This is a genomic window from Roseateles sp. P5_B10 (assembly GCF_056400485.1).
In genome coordinates, this window is sequence record NZ_JBFULE010000858.1 from 1 (window position 1) to 2,179 (window position 2,179).

At 65.6% G+C, this 2,179-nt stretch carries 3 protein-coding genes; 2 read left to right on the forward strand and 1 reads right to left on the reverse strand.

Annotated features, from left to right (window positions below; genetic code table 11):
• Positions 1 to 1,040: NAD+ synthase (locus AC1DU6_RS28550; protein WP_477861256.1), on the forward strand; the 1,040-nt coding region annotated here is incomplete at its 5' end.
• A 34-nt stretch (positions 1,041 to 1,074) separates the two neighbouring features.
• Positions 1,075 to 1,413, forward strand: a complete 339-nt coding sequence (locus AC1DU6_RS28555) for a P-II family nitrogen regulator (protein WP_477861258.1) — start codon at positions 1,075 to 1,077, stop codon at positions 1,411 to 1,413.
• 3 nt (positions 1,414 to 1,416) lie between these two features.
• Here AC1DU6_RS28555 and AC1DU6_RS28560 read toward each other — a convergent pair.
• A partial coding sequence (locus AC1DU6_RS28560) for a substrate-binding periplasmic protein (protein ID WP_477861259.1) occupies positions 1,417 to 2,179 on the reverse strand: 763 nt, incomplete at its 5' end.

Here is a 2,179-nt window from a genome sequence, read left to right on the forward strand (position 1 = left end):
AGATTGCCCTGGCCCAGATCAATGTCGTCGTCGGCGATCTGGTGGGCGGGCAGGACGAGATGGTCTTCGACGGCGCGTCCTTTGCGGTGCAGGCCGATGGCAGCGTGGCGGCCCGTGCGCCGATGTTCGAGGAGGCGCTGGCCATCATCGAGCTGGACGGCGGCCGGCTGTGTGGCGACATCATTCCGGTGCCGGAGTACGAGGCCCAGGTCTGGCAGGCCCTGGTGACCGGCGTGCGCGACTACCTCGGCAAGAACGGCTTCCCGGGCGCGCTGATCGGCTTGTCGGGGGGCATTGACTCGGCCCTGGTGCTGGCCATCGCTGTGGATGCGTTGGGTGCCGACAAGGTGCGCACMGTGATGATGCCTTCGCCCTACACGGCCGACATCTCCTGGATCGACGCTCGCGACATGGCCGAGYGCCTGGGGGTGCACTACGACGAGAAGTCCATCGTGCCGATGTTCGATGCCTTCAACACCACGCTGGCCGAGGAGTTCAAGGGCCTGCCGCTGGATGCCACCGAGGAGAACATCCAGGCCCGCATCCGCGGCACGCTGCTGATGGCGCTGTCCAACAAGTTCGGCAGCATCGTGCTGACGACCGGCAACAAGAGCRAGATGGCCACCGGCTACTGCACGCTCTATGGCGACATGGCGGGCGGCTTTGCCGTCATCAAGGACGTGGCCAAGACCCTGGTGTTCCGCCTCGCCCGCTGGCGCAATGCGCAAGGCGCCGAGATCATCCCCGACCGCATCATCACCCGCCCGCCCTCGGCCGAGCTGCGCCCCGACCAGAAGGATGAGGACAGCCTGCCGCCCTACGCGGTGCTGGACGCCATCTTGGCCCGCTACATGGAGCAGGATCAGTCGATCGCCGAAATTGTTGCCGCCGGTGTCAAGCCGGAGGACGTCGAGCGCGTCACCCGGTTGATCAAGATCAACGAGTACAAGCGCCGCCAGGCGCCAGTGGGCATCCGCATCACCCACCGCGGCTTTGGTCGCGACTGGAGATATCCCATCACCTCCAGGTTCCGTGCGTAAACTTGGGTGAACCTCGCAAACTGGAGCGCTCGCAATGAAGCAAATCACCGCCATCATCAAACMCTTCAAGCTCGACGAAGTGCGCGAGGCGCTGGCCGAAGTAGGCGCGTCGGGCCTGACGGTCACCGAAGTCAAGGGTTTTGGCCGCCAGAAGGGGCACACCGAGCTCTATCGCGGCGCTGAATACGTCGTCGACTTCCTGCCCAAGGTCAAGGTCGAGGTCGTCGTGAAGGACGACGAGGTCGACCGCTGCATCGACGCCATCCTGAAGGCCGCCAAGACCGGCMAGATYGGCGACGGCAAGATCTTCGTGCTGCCGGTCGAGCAAGTGGTGCGCATCCGTACCGGCGAGACGGACGAAGCCGCCGTCTGACGCTTAACGCCGCGCCGGCGCTGCCGTGCAGGCCGAGGCCGGTACGCCGTAGGGCTTGACCAGGTCGGCCGTCTGGCCCGTTCGGCACAGCTCCTTGAGCGCCTCGTCGAAGGCGTGGAAGTCCGCCTGGGACATGCGCCTGCGCGTCAGCCCGAAGACGTAGTAGATGTCCTTGGCGCCGCCCGAGGATTGCAGKCYGGTCATCGCATTGCTGGCCAACAGCCACAGTGCCACCTGCTCGTTGGCGAACACCAGGCCCTGGTCGCCATAGCGGCCCGCGGCAAGCATCTTCAGTGCGACCAGGTTGTCGCGCTCCAACCTGATCTTCGCCGGTCCGCCGGCAGCCAGATCCTGCAGCGTCATCGCGGTGCCCGAAGGACCGTAGACGCCGATCTCGTGGCCCGCCAGGGATTCGGAGCCGCGGTAGACGAAGTCCACGCCGCGGCGCGAGAAGAAGACATAGCGACCATCGACGACGGGCACGCTCATCCACATCCGGGCGTAGCGCGACGGCACATCCAGCACCGGAAAGAGGCCATCGATTTCGGCCTTCTCCATCAGGTCGATGGCGCGGCGCCAGGGGTAGATGCGCGAGTTGCAGTTCCAGCCCAGGTTTCGGCAGGCCGCGTTCAGCACGTCGACCATCGGTCCGGAGGCGCGCCCCTGCAGTTCCACGATATAGGGCGGGAACAGTTGCGTTCCGAAATCAACCTCGCGCAACGGCTCAGCGCCCGCGCTCGATGCACAGGCAGCGAAACAGCAGTGC